Annotated in this window: 14 protein-coding genes and 2 pseudogenes; all 16 read left to right on the top strand. The window is 60.4% G+C overall.

Translation table 11 applies throughout. The features are described from left to right. Window positions 1-189 precede the first annotated feature (189 nt). Window positions 190-966, top strand: a pseudogene (locus tag C1713_RS12620) (two-partner secretion domain-containing protein); the annotation flags it as partial. A 124-nt stretch (window positions 967-1,090) separates the two neighbouring features. Continuing rightward, a complete protein-coding gene (locus C1713_RS10050; RefSeq protein ID WP_245871102.1) occupies window positions 1,091-8,641 on the top strand; it encodes a beta strand repeat-containing protein in 7,551 nt (2,516 codons plus the stop codon). Continuing rightward, window positions 8,556-9,152, top strand: coding sequence for a hypothetical protein (locus C1713_RS10045; protein ID WP_102493826.1), 597 nt, complete (start codon window positions 8,556-8,558; stop codon window positions 9,150-9,152). Before C1713_RS10050 ends, C1713_RS10045 begins: the two co-directional genes overlap by 86 nt. 34 nt (window positions 9,153-9,186) lie before the next feature. After that, the gene (locus tag C1713_RS12010; protein WP_138774485.1) at window positions 9,187-10,467 is read left to right on the top strand and encodes a hypothetical protein; all 1,281 of its coding nucleotides are present in this window, start codon (window positions 9,187-9,189) and stop codon (window positions 10,465-10,467) included. 253 nt (window positions 10,468-10,720) lie between these two features. Then, the gene (hrcA, locus tag C1713_RS10035) at window positions 10,721-11,755 is read left to right on the top strand and encodes a heat-inducible transcriptional repressor HrcA (RefSeq protein WP_102493824.1); all 1,035 of its coding nucleotides are present in this window, start codon (window positions 10,721-10,723) and stop codon (window positions 11,753-11,755) included. Then, the gene (gene grpE / locus C1713_RS10030) at window positions 11,749-12,339 is read left to right on the top strand and encodes a nucleotide exchange factor GrpE (RefSeq protein WP_009442846.1); all 591 of its coding nucleotides are present in this window, start codon (window positions 11,749-11,751) and stop codon (window positions 12,337-12,339) included. Before hrcA ends, grpE begins: the two co-directional genes overlap by 7 nt. 37 nt (window positions 12,340-12,376) lie before the next feature. Continuing rightward, window positions 12,377-14,242 carry a molecular chaperone DnaK gene (gene dnaK / locus C1713_RS10025; protein ID WP_102493823.1) on the top strand — a complete coding sequence of 622 codons (1,866 nt, stop codon included), beginning with the start codon at window positions 12,377-12,379 and terminating at the stop codon, window positions 14,240-14,242. A gap of 9 nt (window positions 14,243-14,251) precedes the next feature. Further along, window positions 14,252-15,489, top strand: a pseudogene (locus C1713_RS10020) (molecular chaperone DnaJ). Window positions 15,490-15,617: 128 nt separating this feature from the next. Then, window positions 15,618-17,183, top strand: coding sequence for a hypothetical protein (locus tag C1713_RS10015; RefSeq protein ID WP_102493822.1), 1,566 nt, complete (start codon window positions 15,618-15,620; stop codon window positions 17,181-17,183). 14 nt (window positions 17,184-17,197) lie between these two features. After that, entirely contained in the window at window positions 17,198-17,557 is a 360-nt protein-coding gene (locus C1713_RS10010) for a hypothetical protein (protein ID WP_050343150.1), read from the top strand. 13 nt (window positions 17,558-17,570) lie between these two features. Next, window positions 17,571-18,332, top strand: a complete 762-nt coding sequence (locus C1713_RS10005; protein ID WP_102493821.1) for a zinc-ribbon domain-containing protein — start codon at window positions 17,571-17,573, stop codon at window positions 18,330-18,332. A gap of 123 nt (window positions 18,333-18,455) precedes the next feature. Continuing rightward, on the top strand, window positions 18,456-18,905 hold the full coding sequence (locus C1713_RS10000) for a ribosome maturation factor RimP (protein WP_050749694.1): 450 nt from the start codon (window positions 18,456-18,458) through the stop codon (window positions 18,903-18,905). A 12-nt stretch (window positions 18,906-18,917) separates the two neighbouring features. Next, window positions 18,918-20,051, top strand: a complete 1,134-nt coding sequence (nusA, locus tag C1713_RS09995; protein ID WP_061944150.1) for a transcription termination factor NusA — start codon at window positions 18,918-18,920, stop codon at window positions 20,049-20,051. Next, window positions 20,052-20,342 carry an RNase P modulator RnpM gene (rnpM, locus tag C1713_RS09990; RefSeq protein ID WP_061944148.1) on the top strand — a complete coding sequence of 97 codons (291 nt, stop codon included), beginning with the start codon at window positions 20,052-20,054 and terminating at the stop codon, window positions 20,340-20,342. Next, window positions 20,326-20,658: a L7Ae/L30e/S12e/Gadd45 family ribosomal protein gene (locus tag C1713_RS09985; RefSeq protein WP_102493820.1), complete on the top strand. Its 333-nt coding sequence runs from the start codon at window positions 20,326-20,328 to the stop codon at window positions 20,656-20,658. Before rnpM ends, C1713_RS09985 begins: the two co-directional genes overlap by 17 nt. Then, on the top strand, window positions 20,658-23,177 hold the full coding sequence (gene infB, locus C1713_RS09980; protein ID WP_102493819.1) for a translation initiation factor IF-2: 2,520 nt from the start codon (window positions 20,658-20,660) through the stop codon (window positions 23,175-23,177). Before C1713_RS09985 ends, infB begins: the two co-directional genes overlap by 1 nt. Window positions 23,178-23,230: the final 53 nt, after the last annotated feature.

Raw genomic sequence — 23,230 nt, 5'->3', positions numbered from 1 at the left:
GCAAACACACCCATAGCCTCCCCCGTTTGACGGGAGGCAGCACGGCACACCACAATAGCCTCCCCCCGTTTGACGGGGGAGGGGGACCGCTTGCGGTGGTGGGAGCACCATAAGGAAGAATCAACAGAGGACAGAGTATAGGGATTCCGACGCACGTCGGACGGTCTTTGGGATAAAGGGGATACGACAATGAGCATCATGAACAGACACCGTCGCGGACGCCTGCGACACGCCCTGCGCAGCGGCGTCAGTTTCTTTGCAGCAGGGACATTATTGGCGAGCACGGCAGAGCCCGTACTTGCCCTTCCGCAGGGCGGACAGGTCGCGGCCGGCGACGCACAGATCGCCTCGAACGCGGCAGAGATGGCGATCCATCAGAACTCGCAGAATGCCGTCATCAACTGGCAGAGCTTCAACATCGCAGCGGGCGAGCGCGTGAGCGTCCTCCAGCCGAACGCACAGGCGGCCCTCCTGAACCGTGTCCTCGGCAGCAACCCGTCCGAGATCTTCGGACAGCTGCAGGCGAACGGACGCGTCTTCCTCGTCAACCCGGCGGGCGTCTACTTCGCCCCGGGCGCACAGGTCGATGCGGGCGCGATCATCGCCTCCACCATGAACATCACGAATGCGGACTTCATGGCGGGACGCTATAACTTCGTCGGCACAGAGCACGGCGGCAAGGTCATCAACAAGGCATCACTCGCCGCCCAGAACGGCGGGCTCATCGCCCTCCTCGGCAAGGACGTCGTCAACGAGGGCGTCGTCGTCGCGAAGAAGGGCACGGCAGTCCTCGCCGCGGGCGAGGCGGTCACACTCGACTTTGGCGGCGACGGCAAGGTCGAGGTCGTCCCCACCAAGGCGGCACTGGAGCAGGCAGTCACGAACAAAGGTCTCGTCGAGGCAGACGGAGGCCTTGTCTTTATGTCTGCGGCGACGGGCGAAATGCTCACGCGCTCGGCGGTCAATCAGGACGGCGTCGTCCGTGCCTCCTCCCTCGCAGACGCACCGGGCGCGATCCGCATCACGGCGCATGACGTGAACCTCGGCACGGGCAGCTTGACGGATGCGAGCGGCATGCAGGGCGGCACGATTGAGATCGGCGGCGGCTGGCAGGGCTCGGGGACGCTCGCACACGCCCAGAACGTCAATATCGAGCACGGCGCGGCTCCTGACGGGCGGCGCGGCGGCGCTCAAGAACGGCGCGGGCGCACTGAAGCTCAAGGCGTCGGGCACCCTCGCCGTAGAAGGCGGCGCCCAGATCGCCTCGACCGGTGCGGCTCAGACCGCCTTCGAGGCGAACAGCGTCTCCCTCGGCACGGGGGCGAAGGTCAAGACCGCCGGCGGAACGATCAATGTCAAGACGGATGCGCTGTCTCTCCCTGCGGGAGAGACCGGCGTCCTTTCGAGTGCGAACGGCGCGGTCACGATCGAGACGCGGACGGCGGGCAAGACGATGTCGGTCAATGCGCCGGCGGCGTCGCCCGCGGCGGATATCGCCATGGCGGACCTCTCCTTCATCGACTCGGGCACGGGCACAGTGCAGATCGGCAATGCCCAGACGGGCAACATCGAGATCGGCACGACCACCGTGCAGGCGCCGCTCGCCGTCATCTCCCGCGACACGGTCAAGGTCACGGGCGCGGTCACGAACACGAACAACAAGGACATGGCGTTTACGGGAAGCACCGTGAACTTCGATGCGGGATCGTCCCTTGCCGCAGGATCGGGCAAGACGAAGATCACCGCCGATGCCGTGAATCTGAATGGCACGTTCTCCGGAACGGGCGTCTTTGCTGTGCAGAAAAAGACGGCGGGCAACTTCACCGTCGGCGGCACGAGCGCCTTCCTCTCGGATGCGGCCATCGGCAAGCTGGCGGCAGGCAACTTCTACAACGTCGCCATCGGCTCGAAGGACAACGCGGGCACGGCGACGATCGGCGAGATCACGGCTCTGCCGAAGTATACGAGTATCCTGACGAACGGCGCCCTCGCCTTCACCGGCACGGTGCATGGCGCGGCGACGGACACGCTAGCCGTGCACGGCGTCGGCTTGACACAGACGTCGGCGGCGGGCTTCGAGGTCGGCAAGCTCCTGCTCTTCGGCAAGGGCGACATGGTGATCGACTCGCAGCACAACAAGATCGGGGGCATTGCCGCCGACCTCACGGACACGGGAACGCTCACGCTGACCAACAAGACCGATATGAAGGTCACCAAGATCGAGAACCGCAACGTCGATCCCAAGAAGGACGTCGAGGGCATCGAGGCGAAGTCCACGCATATCAAGCTCGACGCGGGCAAGAAGCTCAACGTCGAAGAGAAGATCAAGACGAAGGACGATGCAAAGCTCGAAGCCGACGACATGAACCTCGGCAGCAAGATCAACGTCGGCAAGACGCTCACGCTCGAAAAGAGCGACAAGACGCAGGCGGTCAGTGTCGGCACGGGCCCGAACGACTGGAACGTCAACAACGCCCAGTACGGCAATATCAAGATCGGCGGCAACGGCCAGAGCGGCGACATCAAGGTCAAGGACACGACCTTCAAGAATCCGTCGGACATCGAGACGACGGGTCATGTCAAGCTCGAAGGAACGAACAAGGCGGGCGCGGACGGCAAGTCCGACATGGTGATCACGGCGCAGACGGCGGAGCTGCCGAATGCAACCGATACGCTCGCCGTCAAGAACCTCGACCTCGACCTCTCGGGCGGCATCGACCTCGGAAACGGCAAGGTCAAGGGCGCCGAGGGCGGCAAGATCACGACGAAGGGCGCGTCGAACTCGCAGGACATCGTCATCAGCGACAATGCTGCGCACGCATCGCACGGGGAGTATCGTATCTCCTACCGCACAATCAACGAGACGCTCGACGGCTTCAGCAGCTTCGACGTCGCGGGCAATCAGCACCTCTATTTCTACGGCGGCACCGTCAAGAAGTCCATTAACGCGGCGGGCAGGCTTGGCGTCGTGGTAAAGGATGATGTCACCATTGTGGGGCAGGGGACGAAGCTCAAAATCGGTGCGGACACGTCGAAGGCGGGCTACGATCCGGATACGGTCATCACGGGCGGCTTCACCGTGGAACAGGGAAAGACCGTTCACGTCAAGGGCGATGGCGGCACATCGAAGGACAACGGTGCGGAGATCAACATCCAGACGGACGGCGATATTCACCTGGAGCAGGGGGCTGCACTCAAGGTCGAGGGCAACTACGCACAGGCGACGCTCAACTCGCGCGGCGGCAATGTCATTCTGAATGAGGACGCCAAGGTAAAGGTTGTTGATGGCTCTACGCCTGTCTGGGTCGATGTTACGGGCAACAACGTGCAGCTTGACGCAAGGGCGCAGCTCGACTCCGGCACGGACACGGTCGGCGCTCTTCGCGTGCACACGGACAAGATCATCACGCCGACGGCGGACGACAATACGACGAACATCGTCGGCAAGAGCGGCCTCGTCATCACGCGAAAGACGCAGGGCGACCTGACGCTCAATAGCACCACGTCGGGCGCGGGGCTCCACATCACGAGCGAGCAGCTCAACGGCAAGCTCTTCGGCAACGAGTTCTCGGAGCTTGTCCTCGGCGACCAGAGGAGCGACACCGTCACGATCGACGGCCTTAAGGCGAACAACCGCGTCGTCGTCAAGACGGCGGAGTCGGGCAAGGCGGTCATCGGCGCGGGCGGCCTCAAGGTCGGCACGGGCTACAAGGTCACGCTCACGACGGGCGCGATCGAGAACACGGGCGGCGCGGGCAAGATGGAGATCGCCACGGGCAGCGCGCTGAACCTCTACACGAACAATATAGCGAACCTCGTCGCGGGTGCGTCGGGCCCCTCCGTCACCGGCGCGGGCACGCTCGGCATCGGCACCTACAGCGGGGCGAAGTCCATCGGCGTCGGCGACGGCGCGGCGGGTGACCTGAAGCTGACGAACGACAAGATGACGAACGTGTTCGGCCCGAACTTCTCGCATTACAGCATCGGCAACATCGATCCAAAGGGCGGGGCGACCACGCAGGATACGATCAACGTGGCAGGCTCTTCGCTCGGGCAGAACACGACCCTGCAGGCGAAGCACATCAACTTCACGGGCGACATGACGCTTGCCTCGGGCAAGATCCTGACCGTGAACGCATTGCAGGACGCCAGACAGACGGCGGGCAAGATCAAGACGGACAATCTCGCCGTGATCTCCTCCAGCCTGAACCGCGACAACACGGTGGCTGCCGCAGCCAGCAGCATCACCCTCGACAAGGACAACGAGATCGGCACGCTTGCGGCGGACGCCTATGCGGTCAACGTGAAATCGAACAAGCTGACGATCGGCACGATCACGACGCCCGCGGGGGCGCCGGTTCCTTCGCGTACCATTTCGGGCGTCAAGGCGGGTTCTGTCACCTCGGGCGGGACGACGAACAACGGCAACATCAAGCTCGCGGCGGACGAGATGACCTTCAATGCAGCAGTCTCCGGCAAGGGCGCGCTGGAGCTTGAGCAGGCGACGGCGGGAACCGACATCAACATCGGCAAGTCCGGCACGGGGCTGACGGGGCTGACGCTCGGCGCGGACCTCTTCGGCGGCAACAAGATCAAGGACGGCTTCGAGCACGTCTACCTCGGCAGACAGGACGTCTCCGGCAAAGTCAATGTCGGCGGCACCCTGAACTTTGTCGATGCGACGACGATCCGCACCAAGCCTGACGCGGGCACGGTCGACCTCGACGCTTCGACGAAGATCAATACGAACGGGAATGCGCTGAATCTGGAAGGGAACAAACTGAACACGGCGGAGGGCAGCGAGGTCAACACGGGCACGGGCGCTCTCACGCTCAAGGCGGACGCCGTCGACCTCAACGGCAAGATGACGGGCAGCAAAGCCCTGAACATCCTGCCCGCGACGCATGGTCGCGACCTCAAGATGGGCGGCAATGTGAATGACCCGGCGAAGCTCTCCCTGCTCGACAAGTATTTCAGCGGCAACAACCGCCAGTTCTGGGGCTACGAGATCATCAACATCGGCGACCGCGAAGGCGGTGGAAGGTTATGGCAGAGCGGCTCGATCGATATGCCGTTCCGCGTGAACATCCAGCAGGCGGTCAACAGCAGCTCGGGCAGCGTCAATCTTGCAGGCAATATCAATACGCATGGGCGGGACTTCACCATCGGCAGCCGTGAGGTCAATCTCGACGATACGCATATCAATGCGGACGGCGCAGATCGGAATCATGACGGCAATGTCTCCATCCAGGCGGATACGCTCAATGTGACGAACGGCAGCAGCATCTCGGGGCACGGCGAAGTCTCCTTCGACACCTATACGCCGGGCAAGAGCATCTCCTTCGGTACGCCGGGGGCCGGCGGTACGCCGTCCGGCCTCGTGCTGGGCAACGATGTCTTCGGCCCGAACGGCCTTTTGAAGAACACGGACGGCGCGAAGTTCAAGAAGATTCGCGTCGGCGGCGACAATGCAGGAAACATCAGCGTCGGCAATGTCGATATTCCCGATACGCTCACGGACGGCCTTGAGATCAAGACGGGGGGCGACGTGACTTCGACGGGCGTCATGAAGAGCGTCCCCGTTCTCGACGTCACGGCGAACAACGTGAACCTCACGGGCGCGAACGAGATCAAGAAGATCGGCAATGTCACGTCGAAGCACGGCGTCAACATCGAGACGGCGAAGGGCACGACGATCTCGGGCAAGGTCACGGGCGAGACGACGCCCATCAGCATCAAGAACTCGGGCGGCGGCGATGTGACCATCGCTTCGGGCGGACAGATCATCGGCTCGGGCACGTCCGACGTCGTCATCGAGGCGAGGGGCGGATCCTTCAAGAACAAGGCGGGCGCGGACGCCATCAAGACGGCACCCGGCCACAAGTACGTCGTCCATACGGAAGACTCGGTGAACAATGAGATCAACGGTCTCGTCTTCCAGTTCCGCAAATACGGCATGGCCTACGATGATCCGCATAAGCCGCAGCCGCCGGCGGGGCAGAACGCGATGTACTACAACTACCAGCCGACGCTCAAGTTCTACGCAGTGCGCACCTACGGCGACGACAACAACACGTTCTTCAACGCATCGACCGCAGGATTCCACATCGAGGACGACGGCAACGCGGCGCGCCGTGCGCTCGACAAGGATGAGGTCGACTACATCCGCGCCCATGTGAAGGACTCGGGAACGCACGAATTCGGCACGACGAAGCTGACGAATGCCAACGCCGACATCATATCAGAGGACGGCACGGTGAAGAATGCGATGACCGACGTCAGGATGCGCACGGGTGCGCACACCTATGGCTCGGACTCGACGATCGCCAATGAGAAGATCACCTACAAGGGTCACAACGAACTCAACTACAAGATCGAGGTCGACTACCGCATCGTGCCGCGCACGGTCACGGTTCGCGGCAAGACGGAAACGAAGACCTACGACGGCAATGCACAAAACTATACGGGCAACAACGGCGTCACGTTTGAGAACTTCGCGAACAGCCAGACGATCGCGAACTCCGGGACGACGGGGGCTGTTTTCTATACCCCGATTGCGGACGCGAAGAATACGTCGGGTTTTGCGCAGGGCGCACTCCATGCGGGCGAGTACGCGACGGATGTCTCAAACAGCACGCTCAAGGCGTCCAACTACAATTTCAAATATGTTGCGGGCAAGCTCACGATCAATCCCATCAACATCCATTTCACCGCACCGAACGGCGAGCGCATCTACGGCGCGTCGAACGACACGGTCGTCATGGGCTCCTCGACGACGCACACCGGCTCGCTCGTCACCGGTGACAGCTTTGCCTCCTACAGCGTTGTGGCGATGGACGGCACCAATGCCGTCACGGAGCGCACGGGCGTCGGCAATCATTACACGATGACGCTGCAGGGAGCGAAGCTGGCAGAAGGAAGCCGCAGCCTTGACTCGGACTACAAGATCACGGCGGCCGCCGGCACTCTGACGATCAAGCCGCGCGCCCTCACGATCACGGCGGGCGACAAGAGCCGCGTCTACGGCGACGCCAACGCGATGGCAGGCTACGTGAACGGCACGGGCAAGGTCAACGTCGGTGCGACGACGGCGACGTCGGGACTCGTCAACGGCGATACCATCGATGACGTCACGGAGACGATCGACCCCGCTGCGCTCGTCACGACGAACGCGGGCACGACGGGGCTTTGGACGAAGGTGGACAGTGCGAATTTTACATCGGGTAGTGCCAATAACTACACGATCACCTACGCCCCCGGCACGTTCAGCATCACGAAGCGTGCGCTGACGCTCGCTGCAGGCGACAAGAGCCGCATCTACGGTACGGCAAACAATACGGCGACCTATGTGAACGGCACGAGCTCCTTCCGCGTCAAGACGGGCAGCCTCGTCAACGGCGATGCGATTTCCTCCGTCACGGAGACGATCGACCCCGCTGCGACCGTCACGACGGATGCGGGCACGGCAGGCCTCAAGACGAAGATCGCGGGCGCCGTCTTCGGCACGGGACTGGCGTCGAACTATGACATCAGCTACGACGACGGCAGCTTTGCCATCACGAAGCGCGATCTGACGCTCCATGCGGGCGACAAGACGCGCGTCTACGGTGCGGAGAACAGCACGGCGACCTATACGGGCGGCACGTCGAAGTTCCGCGCCGACGCCGCGACGGGGACGACGGGCCTCGTGAACGGCGACACGGTCACCGACGTCACGGAGTCGACGAACGCCCTCATCACGACGGATGCGGGAACGACGGGTCTCAAGACGCAGATCACGGGGGCAAGTTTCGGCACGGGCAAGGCGTCGAACTACAACATCACCTACGTCGACGGCGGCTTCGACATCACGAAGCGCGACCTCTTTATCAAGGCGGGAGACAAGAGCCGCGCCTATGGTGCGGACAATTCGCTCGCCTCGTATGTGAACGGCACAAGCCGCATCAACGTGCGCGCGAAGGATGCGACGACGGGTCTCGCCAATGGCGATACGATTTCTGCCGTCACGGAGACGATTGATCCGACGGTGACCGTCACGACGGATGCAGGAACGACAGGTCTCTGGACGCGGGTCTCGGGCGCAACGTTCGGTACGGGGCTGGATTCCAACTACACGATTCACTACGGAGATGGTAATTTCGCCATCACGCCGCGTGAGGTAAAGGTGACGGCGGGCAATGCCGAGCGTAACTACGGGCAGCCGAATCCCGTCGTGACGGCATACACCGTCGAGCACGGAACGAGTGCAACAAATCGCGGGCTGCTCCCGGTGGATAGCATTCCCATTACGGGAATCACGTCGACCTATGCGCCGTCGATAACGACAACGACCAATGCGGGGACGTATAACAACGTAATCACCATTGACCCATCCTCTGTTACGGGCAGCTATACCGGTGCGACGAATCTTGCAAACTATCGTTTTGTATATGAGCCCGGCACGCTGACCATCAAACCGACGGGCTTTACGCCGAGCACGCCGGGCGGTGCAGCAGTGACGACGAGCACGACGACATCGTCACAGACGACATCCAGCATGACGACGGGCGGCGGCGGTGCATCTGTCGGCACACAGACGGGCGGCTCCGGCAGCATCGGCGGCGGCCCCGGACCCAGCATCCGCCGAGCACCGGCGGTGTAACTGGCGGCACAACGCCAAGCACCGGTGGTGTTACGGGTGGAACGACGCCAAGCACAGGCGGACTTACCGGTGGTTCGACACCGAGCACAGGTACATCCACGGGCGGTACGGGGACAACCCCGGGCGGCTCGACGGGCTCGACACCGAGTGCAGGAACGACCACAGGCGGGTCAACCCCCAGCACGGAAACAACAACCGGTGGCACCACGACGGGCACAGTCGGCTCGTCTACTTCGAGTACAACAACAGGTGGCGGCACGACCGGCTCAACCACGGGTACGGGCGGCACGTCGACCACAACAGGAGGTTCTTCCTCCAGTTCGGGTGGTTCGTCTACAACTGGTGGATCTTCCTCCAGCTCGGGCGGCTCGTCCACAAGCGGCGGTTCATCCTCCAGCTCGGGTGGATCTTCTTCCGGCACGGGCACGTCGACCAGCGGCGGCTCTACGCCGGGCACGGGCACAGTCCCGGGCTCTACACCGACACCGGGCGGCAGCACGGGAGGCTTTAGCTTCACGAGCGGCGGTTCCGGCTCTGTTCCAGGAATGCCCGGCGGCAGCGTCGGCGGCGGCACGGCAATCCCGGGCGGCAGCTCGGGCGGCATCAGCGTTGTTGGCGGCGGCACGGGCAGCATCACGGGCAATCCGGGCGGCCTGACGGGTGGCACGGCGATTCCGGGTGGCAACTCGGGCGGTGGCGTCAGCCTTGGCGGCGGTGGCCTCACGGGAGGTTCCACACCTAGCACGGGCGGCCTGACTGGTGGCTCAACGCCGAGCACCGGCGGTGTAACTGGCGGCACAACGCCAAGCACCGGTGGTGTTACGGGTGGAACGACGCCAAGCACAGGCGGACTTACCGGTGGTTCGACACCGAGCACAGGTACATCCACGGGCGGCACGGGGACAACTCCGGGCGGGTCGACGGGCTCTACGCCGAGTGCAGGAACGACCACAGGCGGGGCAACCCCCAGCACGGGCACAACAACCGGTGGCACAACGCCGAGTACGAGTGGCTCGTCCACAACGGGCGGCGGCACAACACTGGGCACGACAACAGGCACAACGACGGGCTCGACCACGGGCACGGGCGGAACGTCGACCACAACGGGTGGATCGTCTACCACGACAGGCGGCTCTTCGACCAGCACGGGTGGATCGTCCACAAGCGGCGGAAGCTCCTCCTCGGGCGGCGGCTCGTCTAGCTCGGGTGGATCTTCTTCCAGTTCGGGCACGTCGACAGGCGGCTCCGAGACGAATACGCCGCAGGGGGCGACGCAGGTGCCGACCAGCGACAAGGTCATTGTCACGATGGGGAACAACCCTGAGACACATGACTATGTTGAGGGCTCGGACGGCTCGTTCGGCTTTGACCTCGGGAAGACACGCGGGATTCGTGGTGTGCACCACGAGGAGATCCCCAACAGCACGGCTGAGGCAATCCCCGTCCTCTTTACGGACGGCGGCTCGCGCGATCTCGACGGCATCTATACGATCAACTATAGTCCCGTACGTCTGACGATCAAGCCTGCCTCAAAGAAGGTGGACATTCCGGATCCGAAGGAAATCCGCAATATGTCTGAGCAGAGGCTCAACTTCCTCTATCAGACAGCAAACGGAGCCTATGAGGTGACGTTTGGCAACGGCATTGTGACGCTTTATCCGAAGGATGAACCGGCACTTACGATTGTGACGAGTTCAGACCGCAAGGCGGAACGCGCCGTGCTGGCATCGGGACTTCTCACAGCAATTGAGAATCTCGGCGTAACGCCGGTAGAGATCCGCGCGGTCTACATCTTCAAGGTCTTTGCGGATAAACCGACTGCGTAGTAGTTTATTCCATCCTATGGAGCGGTACGGGACAGTTTGTTTTCGTGTCGCTCTTTTCTTGTGTCCTGTCACGGTAAGGAATCCTGCGATCTTTTGGATGGCAGGGGACGCTAAAAGAGATATCCGCAATAAAAAATTTGACTTTTTGTCATTTTGCTATTGACTTTTTGTTTTTTACGCTGTATATTCTTTATAGATTTTGATTAGCACTCAGACCAATAGAGTGCTAACAGAATTGAAAGGAGAGGGGTGAATGTCGAACGATCTGGATGAGCGCAAGAGCCAAATCCTATGGGCGGTCGTCGATGACTACATCGCATCGGCGGAGCCGGTCGGGTCACGGACGCTTGCGCAGAAGTACAATCTCGGCATCAGCCCTGCCACCATTCGCAACGAAATGGCGGATCTGGAAATGCTCGGTTATCTGGAGCATCCGCACACATCCGCCGGACGCATTCCGTCGTCGAAGGGCTATCGCTTCTACGTCGACGGGCTGCAGCCTATCGCTCCGGTGACGGATGCCGAGAAGACAAAGATTCATGATTGGTACAAAGGGCGCGTGCGGCGGCTCGATGAGGTGTTTCAGGAAACGGCGCGCCTCATCGCCGATGTGACACATAACCTGTCGCTCGTGCTTGCACCGCAGGCCGCACAGTCCACGTTCCGCATGCTGCAGTTCCTGCCGCTTGATCTCGGTCACGCGATTGCCGTCCTCATGACGGATGCAGGGTTCGTCGAAAACCGTATCGTCGAGATTCCAGACGGTGCGACGTTCGCAGACTTCCAGCGGATGGCGGGCGCGGTGAATCAGACGCTCTCGGGCAAGGCACTCCGTGCTGTGACAAAGCAGGATATGCGCCGCATCCGCGATGCGATCGGCGATGAGTCGATCTTCGTCGCGGCGGTGGAGGTGATGCACCGCGCGCTCGAAGGGCGTGAGGATGGTCGTCTCTATCTTGGTGGGACAGCGCAGCTCCTCAGCAATCCCGAGTTTCAGGATCTCGATCGCGTACGCGCAATGCTGCTCGTCCTTGAGCGCGAGGATCTTGTGAAGGATATCCTGCATACCCATGCGGGAGAGGGCCTGACAGTCACGATCGGGCGAGAGAACGAGAGCAGTACGTTTTGGGACAGCAGCTTCATCACGGCGACCTATCATGTCGACGGAAAGCTGCTCGGAACGATTGCCGTGCTCGGGCCGACGCGGATGGAATATGCGAAAGCAATGCGCATCCTTGACTATGTCAATACGAACTTGACAGAAATGATCTATCAATTAAAGTGGTAGGAGAGGTGAACGGCTTGCAGGAAGAAGAGAAGGTACAGGACACGGCAGAGGGGCAGCCTGAGGCTGCTGCGGATGCTGTGACTGAGACGGATGCGGCGGACACACCCGCAGGGGAGGAGGACAGCGCCCCGACCGAGGCGGATAAAATTGCCGCACTCGAGGCGGAGCTGAAGGAAAAGAGTGATCGTGTCCTGCGCCTGCAGGCGGATTTTGAAAATTTCCGCCGCCGCACGGCGAAGGAAAAAGAAGAACTCGCCGCCGTCATTACGCAGAATATGCTCGGCGATCTGTTGCCGCTCCTCGATAATTTTGAGCGGGCACTCGCCGTGGAGCAGACGGATGTCGAGGCGTTCCAGAAGGGCGTCGAGATGATTCACACGCAGCTGCGTGAGGTCATGCAGAAGCACGGCCTTGAGGCCATCGAGGCAGAGGGCCAGCCCTTCGATCCGAATTTTCACCAGGCGGTGATGCGCGTGGAGGATGCGGATGCAGAGGACGGAACGATCACACAGGTGCTCCAGAAGGGCTACCAGGCAAAAGGACGTGTGATCCGCCCCGCGATGGTGCAGGTCGCCGGTAACTAACGAAATAATATCTTTATGATTTTTGGGGGAATATAACATGGCTAAAGTAATTGGTATTGATCTTGGTACGACGAACTCGGTTGTCTCCGTGATGGAGGGTGGCGAGCCGGTCGTTATTACGAATCCTGAGGGCAGCCGCATCACGCCGTCTGTTGTCGGTTTTACGAAGGACGGCCAGCGTCTCGTCGGCCGCCTCGCGAAGAATCAGGCGGTGTCGAATCCTGACCGCACGATCTCGTCGATCAAGCGTCACATGGGTGATCCGAACTATCATGTCACGATTGATGGAAAGAGCTACACGCCGCCCGAGATCTCAGCAATGATTCTGCAGAAGCTCAAGAGCGATGCAGAGGCATATCTCGGCGAGACGGTCTCGCAGGCGGTCATCACGGTGCCGGCGTACTTCAATGACAGCCAGCGTCAGGCGACGAAGGATGCGGGTAAGATCGCAGGCCTTGAGGTGCTGCGTATCATCAACGAGCCGACGGCGGCGGCACTCGCCTATGGCTTGGATAAGGATCAGGATGAGACGGTGCTCGTCTTCGACCTTGGCGGCGGCACATTCGATGTCTCCATTCTTGAGCTGAGCGAGGGCGTGTTCGAAGTCAAGGCGACGAACGGCGATACAATGCTCGGCGGCGACGATTTCGATAAGAAGATCATGGACTGGATGGTCGAGGAGTTCAAGAAGGAGAACGGCATCGACCTCTCGCAGGACAAGATGAGCGCACAGCGTCTCATCGAGGCGGCTGAAAAGGCGAAGATCGAACTCTCGAGCATGAGCCAGACGAACATCAACCTGCCGTTCATCACGGCAGATGCCACGGGCCCGAAGCATCTCGATCTGACGCTCTCGCGTGCGAAGTTCGATGAGCTGACAGCTGACCTCGTGGAACGCACGATGGTGCCGACGCGCAAGGCTATGGAGGATGCGGGGCTCTCGGGCAGCGACATCGACAAGATCATTCTCGTCGGCGGCTCGTCCCGTATCCCTGCGGTACAGGAAGCCATCCGCAAGATCCTTGGCAAAGAGCCCTCGAAGGGCGTCAACCCGGATGAGTGCGTCTCCATCGGCGCCGCGATCCAGGGCGGTGTCCTCGTCGGTGAGGTCAAGGATGTCCTGCTCCTCGACGTTACCCCGCTTTCGCTCGGCATCGAGACCCTCGGCGGCGTCTGCACGAAGATCATCGAGCGTAACACGACGATCCCGACCTCGAAGAGCCAGGTGTTCTCGACGGCGGCGGACAATCAGCCGGGCGTTGAGATCCATGTCCTGCAGGGCGAGCGCGAAATGGCAGCGGGCAACAAGACCCTCGGCCGTTTCCAGCTGACGGACATCCCGCCCGCACCGCGCGGCGTACCCCAGATCGAAGTCAAGTTCGACATCGATGCAAACGGCATCGTCAATGTGTCGGCAAAGGATCTCGGCACGGGCAAGGAGCAGAAGATTACGATTCAGTCCGACAGCGGCATGAGCAAAGAGGACATCGACCGCATGGTCAAGGAGGCCGAGGCACACGCTGCCGAGGATAAGGCGCAGAAGGAAGCCGTCGATGCGCGCAACACGGGCGACTCCCTTGTCTATCAGGCAGAGAAGGCGATCAAGGATCTCGGCGAGAATGCGGACAAGGCCCTCGTCTCCAAGGTACAGGCAGGCATTGATAAGCTGAAAGAGGCTCTCAAGGGCTCTGATCTCGAAGCGATCAAGTCTGCGACGGAGGAGGTTCGCCAGCCGCTCTATGAGCTCTCTGCGGCGGCCTATCAGCAGGCACAGCAGGCAGCGGGTGCCGCCGGTGCCGCACCGGGCGCAGAGGCGAATGCCGGCGCAGGCTCACAGGGAGCCCAGCAGGACGACAACGTCGTCGATGCGGAGTTCACCGAAGTCAAGGACGATAAGAAGTAAGGTGGTATCGTGAGCGAGAAACGCGATTACTACGAAGTCCTAGGGCTCAAAAAGGGAGCCTCGGACGACGAGATCAAAAAAGCATACAAGAAACTCGCGCGCAAGTATCACCCCGACCTCAACCGTGACGACCCGAAGACCGCTGAGGAGAAATTCAAGGAGGTCAACGAGGCGTACGATGTGCTGAAGGATCCGAAGAAGAAGGCGACGTATGACCAGTTCGGTCACGATGCCTTTGACCCGCGCCGCGGCGGTGCGGGGGCCGGAGGGGGCAGCCCCTTCGGCGGCGGATTCGAAGGCTTCGATATGAACGATATCTTCGATATGTTCGGCATGGGCGGCGGCGGTCGCCGTGCACGCAGACAGGGCCCCGAGCGCGGGGCTGATCTGCGCTATGATCTGGAGATTTCGTTTGAGGAGGCAGCATTCGGCAAGGAGGTCGAGTTGTCTATCCCGCGTGAGGAGAACTGCCCGACCTGCGGCGGCTCCGGCGCGGCAAAGGGCTCTGCGGCAGAGACCTGTCCGACGTGTCATGGCTCCGGGCAGGAGCAGGTGATGCAGCGGACAATGTTCGGCAGCATGATGACCTCGCGTACGTGTAGCCAGTGCCACGGCACGGGCAAGATCATCAAGACGCCGTGTCCCGACTGCCATGGTACGGGTCGCAAGCGCGTGACGAAGACGATCAAGGTCAACATTCCGCGCGGCGTGGACGACGGCCAGCGCGTCCGTGTGACGGGCACGCCTCTTATACACCTCTGGATGTGTCTCAGGGACCGGATCGCAGGCCTTGCGGTGCTGCGTATCACCAGCGCGTCCGTGTGACGGGCAGCGGCGAGGCGGGGGTACGCGGCGGGGCGAACGGCGACCTCTACGTCTACATCTTCATCCGTCCGCATAAGCTGTTTCAGCGGCGCGGCAACGATGTCATCATCGAGATCCCGATCACATTTGTGCAGGCATCGCTCGGCGCAGTTGTGCAGGTGCCGACGCTCGACGGAGCGGTTGATCTTAAGATCCCCGCAGGCATCCAGACGGGCACGGTGCTGCGTGTCAAGGGCAAGGGTATCCCAAGTCTGCGCGGCACGGGACGCGGCGATGAGCACGTCCGTGTCAAGGTTACGACACCGCAGAAACTCTCGGCGAAGCAGAAGGAGCTCCTCAAGGAGTTCGCGGAGCTGAGCGGCGATGCGGTGAATCCGGAGCAGAAGAGTTTTACGGAGAAGTTCAAGGATCTGTTTACCTGATCTATTTCAGCGAGGCGGCTACAGCGTTTGCTGCGGCCGCCTCACTGCGCATTGACATCGTTTCCTACTTTTGTTAGGATAAAAGGAATTGAAATTTGTATTGAGGGCGCATGGCATCGGGAGGGTTCATGGAAAATGTCTACGCGTTCGTCAAGCGCTTTTACTTGGCGCATGGACGCGCACAGATTTTTGTTCCGCGCACACTGACGGAGCGGTATTTGCGTGAGGCGGCGTGGCGAGGCGAGAGTGCTGAGGGGCTGTGTACGGACTGGTACTGCATTGAGGACTTTCTCACGGTCATCATGCGGCGAGATGATTCGCTCGCACGGCTTTTGATCCATATCGACTATCTTGCGCTCTTTTTCCGCTTTGCCGACGCGCATATTGATCGTCGTCCGCTGAAACGCCATGCGGAGGATTATTTTAAACGTATGAATGACTTCCTCACGTATCTGGATGAGACGGGGAAGTATGAAATCGATTTCGGTGAGCTGGATGCCGATCTGGAGATGTTCTACCTTACGGGGCGTTTTCGTCTGCCGGAGCGTGTGGAGTGGGAGGAGATCGAAGGGCTGACCCTTGAAGATATCGAGGAGGATGAGCGCATCGAGATGGAGGAGCTGAATCTGCAGCTTAACGAGCTCCTCCACGAGATCGGCGAGTATTTCCGTCGCCCCATGTACCAGCGGGAGATCGGGCGCGCGGCGATGATCTATACGGGCAATCTCTACGACGCGAGTGCCTACGAGCAGTCTTCTGATGAGGAAAAAGAGGCATTCTGGCTGCGGTTCTGGGACTATTTCTTCTTTGACTATCATCTGATCAGTACGGATGAGACACCGATCGAGCACTTCTGTACGAAGGAGGATAAGACGCTGCGGCAGGATGAACGCGAGATCCTGCGCGATCTCCTCGCGGCACGGTTCGCTGTGCTGACGGTGGAGGAGACGTATGAGGATCACATCGTCTGCAGCGATCTTTTGCGTGAGGAGGAGGTTGTTCTGCCGCGGCCCGACATCCCGGGGGCGCTCGAGAAGAACATTCTGTTCGGGCACATCTGTGATGAGGGCATGATGATGCTCAACTATATCACGGCCGTGCCCGCGAGCAGACCGCTGCAGCGGCGCATCAAGGATACAATTCAGCAGGAGTATGAGCTCTTTCTCTATCAGTCGCCCAAGGCGGATATGGATGATTTTCTCGCACGCGAGGCGGCGCTCGTGCGTCATACGATTCACATGCTCGCGTCGCGTGCACGGCTGAACGTCCTGCCGCAGCATGCACTGCCGCCGAGGCGCCCGAAATGGACGCTTTCGCAGCGTACGTGTGCGGAGGAGTTCAGTGCACTCGCTGTCGTATCGGAGGCACTCGGATTCAGCCACCATGCGCGGGATTTGCTCGGGACGATGTTCTTTGACTACGCGCAGTTTGATCTGAAGCGGGCACAGACGGCGGAGATGCTGACGGCAGCGATTTTCCTCTTTGCCGAGATCAATGGCATTGATCTCACGTCGCTCACGGAGCTGTATCGTGTACTCGGTTCGAATAAGCGGAGTGTCAATGCCGCGTATCGCCGCATGCGGGAGACGCTCGGCTGCGTTCCGTTCGACCCGCGCTATCTGAGCGAGGAGGGGTTCGTGACGATGTTGTGCGGTGCGGCGATGCGCAAGGTGGATGAGAAAAAAGAGTCGTGAAGGGAGGAGACCCCATGGAACAGGATCCGCGTATCCGGCCGATGAGTCCGGAGGAGAATGCCGCCTATCGCGGTGTGACGGTGGATGAGAGCGGCGCAGAGCCGCAGGATGAGGCACGGCATGGCTCTGCCTATGGCGGCGGGCGCGGCTCTGTGCGCTATGTCCGCATCGGGACAGGGATACCGCGCCGTTCGCTGTTTTCGAGCATTGTATGGGCGGCTGTGTTTGCGGCACTCCTTGCAGCGTTCCTCTTTGTCGCGCTGCCCGCGATTGCCATGATTCTCGTGGCCGTCCTGATTGCAGGAACGATCCTCCGTCTCATCGGTCCGAGCCGCGTGATGTCGTGGATCGTACGGCGGCTATACGGGAGATAGAAAGGTGGATCCAATGAAATTATGTGAAAAATGCGGAGCTTCCATTGATGAGAATGTCAAGTTCTGCCCACACTGCGGCGCGTCCCAAGAGCAGCTGCCGGATGCAGCGGAAAACCCTGTGAAAATGGCGGATGCAGAAGATGTGCAGCAGCCTGTGCAGACGGCAGAGGCTGAGGAGAACACGAAGAAGATCACGAAGCTGCGTGAAAACCTGGTTGTTACTTCTTACATCAGCGTCGGTGCCATTGTGGTTTCTGTGTTTATGCCGTGGATTTCCCTCGGGAAAATGATTGACGTGTCCATCATGGATATCAGCAAAGGTCTGATGCTTGCCCTTATCTTTGTCGGTGCAGCTTCTGCTCATGCACTTCTGAAAAAGAAAAATTATGTTTTGGCAGCGGCAATGGGGCACTCTCTGCTCATTTTTTCTGTCATTGCATTTATTCGATATCAGAGTGCGATTTCGGAACTGAAGAAGACATTTCTTGGTGCAATGGCGGGTGCGGCAATCTCGATCGACTTGGGAGCAATTTTTTTCTTTGTTGGAGCAATCAATCTGTGTGCAGGGAGTGTTCTGTTGTATGTGACCGATCAGCTGCTTTCGCAGGGCACTGCACTGACAGGTGATATTATTTTCCGTGCGTGGAAGGGACTGGTTTGCGCAAAGGTGAAGGTCGCCTCGATTGAGGTGAGCGGGTGGATTTATTCTCTCGTCATCGGTATCCTGCTGATCATGCTGTTCTCGCAGTCGAGTCTCAGCCGTATGGTCCATTGACGAAAATCACTGTGAGGGCTTTACAAAAGTCCTACCCTATGCTATACTGCAAGAAATACATTTAAGTTTCGGAAAGAGTGGGTGGAAGCCCACTCTTTCATTACGTATGAGAAGAGGGAGAGCATGAGCGCGAAGATCGAGGAGCGCGTCGAGGAGATGGTGCGCGGACTGCTGACGGATTCGCCCGCCATCGAGCTGGTGGATGTCGAGTACGTGAAGGAGCGTGACTACTATCTGCGCGTCTACATCGACAAGGCGGGCGGCATCGATATCGACGACTGCCAGCGTCTCAGTGAGCGCCTGGAGGAGATTCTCGATCGGGAGGACGTTATTCCCGACGCATACACTCTGGAGGTTTCGTCACCGGGGCTTGACCGTGTCCTACGCAAGGAACGCGACTTTGTACGTGAGCATGGACGCGTCGTCGATGTGACGCTCTATGCTCCGTTTGAGGGAAAGAAACAGTGGACCGGGACGCTCGCGGGGTATGACGGTGAGACGTTGACACTGGATGATGGGATACGAATTCCCATGCAGCAGGTCTCACAGGTGCGCCTGCATATCGATTTTTAGGAGGCTTTGGGGTTGGCAAGAAAAAATACCAAGGAGAAGGACAGCGGCAAGGAATTTTTGCAGACGCTGAAGGAGCTGGCGTACGAGAAGGGCATCGATGAGGAGCTCCTCTTTGAGACGATCGAGGCGGCACTGATCTCGGCGTACCGCCGTAACTTCGGTGCGGCACAGAATGTCCGCATTTCCCTGTCACGTGAGACGGGTGCGTTCCATGTTTTCGCCATTAAGACGGTGGTGGATGAGGTGGAGAGCGATGTCACGGAGATTGGACTTGCACAGGCCAGAGCCATCAATCCGGACTATGTGGTCGGCGACGTGGTCGAGATCGAGATGACGCCGGCGAACTTCGGACGTATTGCCGCACAGACGGCGAAGCAGGTCGTCATGCAGCGACTGCGTGAGGCAGAGCGCGGCATCGTCTACGAGGAGTACATGAACCGCTCCTCGGAGATCGTCACGGGGATCGTCCAGCGCGTCGAGGGGCATAATGTGTTCGTGGACATCGGGCGCGCCGAGGCAGTGCTCATGGCGACAGAGCAACTGCCGAATGAGACGTACAACTACGGCGACACGGTGCGCGCCTACATCATCGAGGTCAAGCGTACGAGCCGCGGCCCGCAGATCATGCTCTCACGGACGCATCCGGGACTGCTCAAAAAGCTCTTTGAACTGCAGGTGCCGGAGATTCAGGAGGGGGTCGTCGAGATTCGCTCCATCGCTCGTGAGGCGGGCAGCCGCTCCAAGGTGGCGGTCTGGTCGTCCGAGGAGCGCGTCGATCCCATTGGCGCCTGCGTGGGCCCGCACTATATGCGCGTACAGGCGGTTGTCGATGAACTGGCGGGGGAGAAGATCGACATTGTCAAATGGAGTGACGATCCCGCGACCTATATCGCCAACTCGCTGAACCCCGCCAAGGTGATCTCGGTCGCGGTGAACGAGGCGGAAAAAATCTCCCGCGTTGTGGTGCCCGACTACCAGCTCTCGCTTGCCATCGGCAAGGAGGGGCAGAATGCCCGCCTTGCCGCAAAACTCACGGGATGGAAGATCGACATCAAGAGTGAGACGCAGGCACGGGAAACAGAGCAGGCCGATGGTGCGCCTACAGATGCGCCGTCCGAAGACCAAGCGGCGCCAGAGGAGGCCTAAATGGGGCGGGCGAAACAGCCCGAGCGGCTGTGTGTCGGCTGTCGAATGCTGCATCCCAAGGACAAACTGCTGCGTGTTGTGCGTCATGCGGATGGAACCGTCGGTATTGATCCGACCGGAAAGAGCCCGGGACGGGGGGCCTATCTCTGTCGCTCTGTCGCCTGTGTGCAGGAGGCACGGCGTCATGGCGGTCTTTCGTGGTCACTGAAAGGCCGCGTTGCACCTGCGGTCTACGATGCGGCGGAGGCGGCGGTCTCCGGAGAGGAGTGTGCTCATGGACGCAGCGACTGAAACGCGCGTACAGAATCTCCTCAGTATGGCGGCACGCGCGCGGCGTATTGTCTCGGGAGCATTCATGGCGGAGGAGATGCTGCGGAAGAAGCGTGGCGCCTATCTCCTGCTCGCGCGGGATGCGTCGGAGGAGACGAAGGATAAATTTACCCGCATGGCGGCACAGATGGACGTGCCGGCGGCGGAACTGCTGACGATGCAGCAGCTGGGACACTGTCTTGGCAAGGAATACCGTGCTGTTGCACTGCTGATAGATAGAGGATTTGCAAAGAGGCTCGCCGCCTGCTTGCATGATATACTGACGGGGGTGGATTGATGTCAGAAGCGAAATACAGAATCACCGATTTGGCGAAGGAATTTAAGATGGACAAAGGTACCATTATTGACATCTTGAAGAGCAAGAACTACAAAGTAAAAAATATGTTCAGTGCCGTCGGTGAGGAGGAGCGCGCAGCCGTCAAGGCGGAGCTCGGACGTACGGCGAAGCCCGTGCGTAAGGAGGCGCTGCCGAGCAAGGCAGCAGCGAAATCTGCGGCACCGAAGACGACTGCGCCCAAGAAGCCTGCGGAGAAGGCTGACGACGCGGAAAAGTCGGCAGAACAGCCGGAGGTAAAGGCGCCGAGTGCGCCCGCTGAGGAGAAGGAGCGCCCTGTTCTTCGTGCGCGCACGAAGGCGCCCGGCATCGTCATCGTTCGGCAGGCACCTGCCAAGACTGCGGCCGAGACGCCGCAGCGTCGGAGCGGTACAGGGGCAGCAGGCAGCTCTGCGAGCCGCAGCTCCCGTCCGGCAGGGCGCCCCGGCGGTGCACGCCCGGCAGCGCCGGCAATGCCTGCGATGCCGCCGACGGAGGGACGCGGTGAGAGCCGTGGCGCGCGACGCGATCGTGAGGAGCGCAGCGATCTGCGTCAGAACGACCGCAGCCGCGGCGGCGCACGCAAGGGACGCAAGGGGGGACGCGGCACAGCGGCGTCTGCTCCCGCAGCAAAGGTGGAGATCGCACGGCCGAAGCACATCAAGCTGCCGGAGACGATTGCCGTCAAGGATCTCGCATCCAAGATGAGCTACACCGCATCGGACATCATCAAAAAGCTTATGCTCATGGGCGTCATGGCGAGCATCAATCAGGAGATTGACTTTGATACGGCAACGCTTGTGGCAGGGGAGTTCGGTGTCACCACCGAGGAACTGCCGCCGGATATCGATCCGACCCTGATCCCCGAGATCGTGGATGATCCGAAGACGCTGAAGGAGCGTCCGCCCGTCGTTACGGTTATGGGTCACGTCGATCACGGCAAAACGTCGCTGCTCGACGCCATCCGCAATACCTCGGTCAGCACGCATGAGGCGGGCGGCATTACGCAGCACATTGGTGCCTATCAGGTCGTCTGCAAGGGGAAGAAGATTGTCTTCCTCGATACGCCGGGACATGAGGCGTTTACAGCAATGCGTGCACGCGGTGCGCAGATCACGGACGTTGCGATCCTCGTGGTCGCGGCGGATGACGGCGTGATGCCGCAGACGGTCGAGGCAATCGACCACGCGAAGTCGGCGAATGTGCCGATCATCATCGCCATCAACAAGATCGATAAGCCCGGGGCAAATCCCGAGCGCGTCAAGCAGGAGCTGATGGAGTACGGGCTCGTCGCCGAGGAGTACGGCGGAGACACCATCATGGTGCCCGTCTCGGCAAAGCAGCACACGGGCATTGACGATCTGCTTGAGAACATCCTGCTTGTCGCTGAAGTCGAGGAGCTGAAGGCAAACCCGAACCGCGAGGCGCGCGGCGTCATCATCGAGGCAAAGCTCGACAAGGGCCGCGGCTCCGTGGCGACGGTGCTCGTTCAGAGCGGTACGCTGCGCATCGGAGACTCTATCGTCGTCGGTACGGCGTACGGACATGTCCGTGCGATGATCAACGACCGCGGCGACAACGTCAAGAAGGCGGGGCCGTCGATGCCGGTCGAGATCCTCGGCCTCAACGATGTGCCCTCGGCAGGTGACATCCTTGCCGCCGTCGATGAGAAGCAGGCACGTTCTATTGCTGAGGCGCGTCTTGGCAATCAGCGCCGCGATCTCATCAAATCGAAGAGCGTCTCGCTCGATGCGCTCTTCCAGCAGATTCAGGAAGGCGACATCAAGGATCTCAACATCCTTGTCAAGGCGGACGTGCAGGGCTCGGTCGAGGCACTGAACTCGGCCCTCCTCGGGCTCAACAAGAACGACGAAGTGCGCGTGAGCATCGTGCATTCGGGCGTCGGTGCGGTCAGCGAGTCCGACATCATGCTCGCCTCCGCATCACAGGCAATCGTCATCGCGTTCAACGTGCGTCCCGATGCGAACGCGCGGCGTCTTGCCGATACGGAGGACGTTGACATCCGTACCTACCGTGTCATCTACGATGCGCTCAACGATGTCAAGGATGCGATGAGCGGCATGCTGAAGCCGAAGTACAAGGAAGTCATTCAGGGACGCGTCGAGATTCGTCAGGTCATGCGATTCTCCAAGGCACTGGTCGCGGGCTCATACGTTCTAGAGGGCAAGATCAAGAGCAACTCCAAGATCCGTATCCTGCGCGACAATGTCGAACTGTTCGACGGAGAGATCGACTCGCTGCGCCGCTTCAAGGATGAGGTGAAGGAAGTTGCCGCCGGCTATGAGTGCGGGATCTCGATCGTCGACTTCCGTGACTTTGCCGAGGGTGACATCATCGAGGCATATACGATGGAGGAAATTGAGACCTCCATTGCTGAGGCAAACAAAGCGGCAGAGCAAAAGCGTGAGGAACAGGCTGCTGCTGCCGCTGCCAAAGCAGAAGAACACAGCGAAGAAGAATAGTCATAACAGTGCAGTCTACCGCCTGTCATATCGGCGGATGGTGGGCTGCGCTC

The sequence above is a fragment of the Centipeda felix genome, from assembly GCF_900186465.1.
Taxonomy (GTDB): Bacteria; Bacillota; Negativicutes; order Selenomonadales; family Selenomonadaceae; genus Centipeda; species Centipeda felix.
This window is presented reverse-complemented; position numbering and strand designations above follow the sequence as displayed.